This is a genomic window from Pseudoroseomonas ludipueritiae (assembly GCF_014490445.1).
Lineage (GTDB): Bacteria > Pseudomonadota > Alphaproteobacteria > Acetobacterales > Acetobacteraceae > Pseudoroseomonas > Pseudoroseomonas ludipueritiae.
The window spans coordinates 1-3,052 of record NZ_JACTUZ010000272.1 but is presented as its reverse complement, the minus strand read 5'-3'; the positions used below and the strand labels follow the sequence as shown (position 1 = coordinate 3,052).

Below are 3,052 nucleotides of genomic sequence, written 5' to 3'. Positions count from 1 at the left end.
GATGGGCCCGGTCAGCGGTTGCGCGTAATAGAGATTGGCCACCAGCAGGCCGCAGGCGGTGGCGAGCACCAGCGTCAGCCAGAGGGGCATGGTGCGCGGCACGGCTTCGGCCGGGGCTGCGGATGCGGACATGAAGGGGTCTCCGGCTTTTGCTGCGGCGCAGCGGAGTTAGCGCCCCCGGCCCTTCACCACCACATCTTCGCCAAACTTTGCCCGCAACGCCTCGATGGCCTGCCAGCGCGCGGCGCGGCGCGGGGCCTCGGCATCCAGCAGGTCGCCGCGGTCGGCGCCCTCGCCATCCACCAGCGGCTGGGCGCCGATGCCGATCAGGCGGAAGGCGGTGCCGTCAGCCTCCTTCGCCAGCAGCGGCCGGGCGGCGGCGAAGAGCGTGTCCGGCAGCCTTGTCGCGGCATGCAGCCGGGCATGGCGGGTGCGCAGCGCGAAGCCGGCGGTCTTCAGCTTCAGCACCACGCCGCCGGCGGCGAAGCCCTGCTGCCGCAGCCGCCGCGCCAGCTTCTCGCACATCCGCCACAGCGGCACCTCCAGCGCGGCGAGGTCGGCGATGTCTGTCTCGAAGGTGGTCTCGGCGCTGATGGACTTGGTTTCGCGGTTGGGGTCCACCGGGCGGCTGTCCTCGCCCCGCGCGCGGGCGGCGAGTGCCGGCCCGTCCTCCCCGAAGCGCTGGGCCGCCTCCCGCACCGAAAGCTGCTGGAGCTGCCCCAGCGTGGAAAAGCCCTGCGCCGCCAGCTTGCGCGCCAGCACGGGGCCGACGCCGGGCAACACCGTCACCGGCTCCGGCGCCAGGATGGCGGCGGCCTCGGCGGCGCCGATGACGGCGAAGCCGCGCGGCTTGTCCCGCTCCACCGCCAGCTTGGCCAGCAGGCGGTTGGGCGCCAGGCCCACCGAGATGGTCACGCCCACCTCCCGCTCCACCCGCAACGCCAGCCCGGCCAGCACGGCGGCGGGGGGCGCCTTGTGCAGCGCCTCGGTGCCCGAGAGGTCCAGCACCGCCTCGTCGATCGACATGGGCTGCACCAGCGGCGTCAGGTCCTGCATCATGCGGCGGATGCGGTGCCCGGCCTCGGAATACTTGGCCATCTCGGGCTTCACCACCACGGCGTCGGGGCAGAGGGAGAGCGCCTTGAACATCGGCATGGCGGAGCGCACGCCGCGCGTGCGGGCGATGTAGCAACAGGCCGCCACCACCCCGCGCTTGCCGCCGCCCACGATCAGGGGCTTGGCGCGCAGCTCCGGCCGGTCCCGCTTCTCCACGCTGGCGAAAAAGGCGTCGCAGTCGATATGGGCGATGGAAAGCCTGGCCAATTCCGCATGCGCCACGCGCCGGCGGCTGCCGCAACCCGCGCAGGCCGGGCCGGCGGTATCCGACAGGCGCAGGCAGTCGCGGCAAAGGGCGGGCATGGCGGCAGAATAGCATGCGGCCGGGGGCGGGGAACGGATGTTCCGGCAGGGATAAGGCCGGGGGAGTGAATTCCCCCGGGCCCCCTTCTTTTTTCTTCGGGTTTGGGGTGGAACGAGGTGGGCGGCGGGATGCTGTGGTGGTTGATGACGGGCGGTGCGGCTACCCAGTATCCTGTGGCAGCATGGAGCGCGGCTGATGTGGCGGCGGATCAGGAACCGGGCCCGGGCGATCGGGCGGGACGTGCATGCGCTCTCCCTCGCGGCCCGTGACCCGCGCACGCCCTGGTATGCCAAGGCCTTCGCGCTGGCGATCGCCGCTTATGCGCTTTCTCCCATCGACCTCATCCCGGATTTCATCCCCGTGCTGGGATATCTCGATGAGGTGATCCTGCTGCCCCCGCTCATCCTGCTGGCCATCCGGCTGGTGCCGCCGGAGGTCATGGCCGAGCATCGGGCCGCCGCGGCAAGGGTGCGGGAACGACCTGTCAGCCGCGCGGGCGCCGCCCTCATCGTGGCCATCTGGCTGCTGGCGGCGGCGGCGCTGCTCTGGTGGCTGTGGCCGCATGCCGCGCGATAGGTCCGCGATGCACTGAAGCGCCCAGGCAAAACTCGCAGAAAAAAGATGTGGTCCGGGGCATTCATTCCCCCGGCCTCGCTACCCGAAGTGCTTCCGCCACACCGGTCCCGCGCCCGGCCGTGCCGCCACGGCCCGCGCCAGCGCATCCAGGCGCGGGCAATGGCCGGGAAGCCATTCGTCGCCATGCATCCAGCGCGTCAGGGCGGAGAGGTAGATATCCGCCAGGGAAAAGCGCTCGCCCAGGATGAAGGGATCGGGCGCGGCCTCGCGTTCCACCACCGTCCAGATCTCCCGCCCCATCTCCTGCGCCCGCTGGCGCAGCGCATCGGCCTGGGCGGGGTCGGGGTGGAAGCGTTCGGGGTAATCGTAGCGGGTGACATGGGGATAGAATTCGGCGGCGGCCAGGGTCATCCAGCGCAGGGCGCGGGCGCGGCCGGCATCGCCGGGGGGCGGCAGCAGGCCAGCCTCCGGGTGGCGGTCGGCCAGGGTCAGCAGGATGGCCAGGCTTTCCGTCATCACCGTGCCGTCGGGCAGCACCAGGGTGGGGATGCGGCCCATCGGGTTGATGCGGCGGTATTCCCCGGCCAGCTGGTGGTCCCCTTCCAGCGGCACGGGGCGCAGTTCGAAGGGCGCGCCGATCTCGGCCAGCGCCATCTCCACCGTGGAGGAGCCGGAGCGGTGGTCGCCATAGAGGATGTAAGGGGCCATGCGCCGCATCCTGCGGGGCGTGGCGGCGGCGCGGCCATTCACATCCCGGCTAGCGGCAGGCTGTTCCAGCCTTTGTCCCAGAGCCGCGCGGCGCCGAAGACGCCGGAGGAATCGCCATGCTTGGCCCGCAGCAGCCGGGTGCGGCCGACATCGCCGAAGATAAAGGGCGCCATCAGCCCTGGCACGTCATCGTAGATGCGCTGGAGGTTGCTCAGGCCTCCGCCCAGCACGATGGCATCGGGGTCCAGCAGGTTGGTCACGCCAGCCAGCGCGCGGGCGAGGCGGCTGGTGAAGCGCGCCAGCGCCGCCTCCGCCGCGGCATCGCCGGCGGCGGCCGCGGCGGTGATG

General features: G+C 71.9%; 3 protein-coding genes and 1 pseudogene. 1 reads left to right on the top strand and 3 read right to left on the bottom strand.

Features of this window, described 5'->3' with window-relative positions:
- Nucleotides 1-168: 168 nt before the first annotated feature.
- On the bottom strand, nucleotides 169-1,419 hold the full coding sequence (locus IBL25_RS25380) for a DNA polymerase IV (RefSeq protein ID WP_187781231.1): 1,251 nt from the start codon (nucleotides 1,417-1,419) through the stop codon (nucleotides 169-171).
- A gap of 196 nt (nucleotides 1,420-1,615) precedes the next feature.
- Between IBL25_RS25380 and IBL25_RS25375 the strand changes: the two are divergent.
- Nucleotides 1,616-1,996: pseudogene (locus IBL25_RS25375) on the top strand (YkvA family protein); the annotation flags it as partial.
- A 78-nt stretch (nucleotides 1,997-2,074) separates the two neighbouring features.
- Here IBL25_RS25375 and IBL25_RS25370 read toward each other — a convergent pair.
- Nucleotides 2,075-2,704 (bottom strand): glutathione S-transferase family protein, encoded by a 630-nt coding sequence (locus tag IBL25_RS25370; RefSeq protein WP_187781229.1) that lies wholly within the window; start codon nucleotides 2,702-2,704, stop codon nucleotides 2,075-2,077.
- Between the two features lie 38 nt (nucleotides 2,705-2,742).
- The coding region (locus tag IBL25_RS25365) for an ROK family protein (protein ID WP_187781228.1) at nucleotides 2,743-3,052 on the bottom strand (310 nt) is incomplete at its 5' end.

Excerpts from the sequence above, each read along its gene's own strand:
- IBL25_RS25370 (WP_187781229.1), bottom strand. The coding sequence starts at position 2,704 with ATGGCCCCTTACATCCTCTATGGCGACCACCGCTCCGGCTCCTCCACG.
- IBL25_RS25380 (WP_187781231.1), bottom strand. The coding sequence starts at position 1,419 with ATGCCCGCCCTTTGCCGCGACTGCCTGCGCCTGTCGGATACCGCCGGC.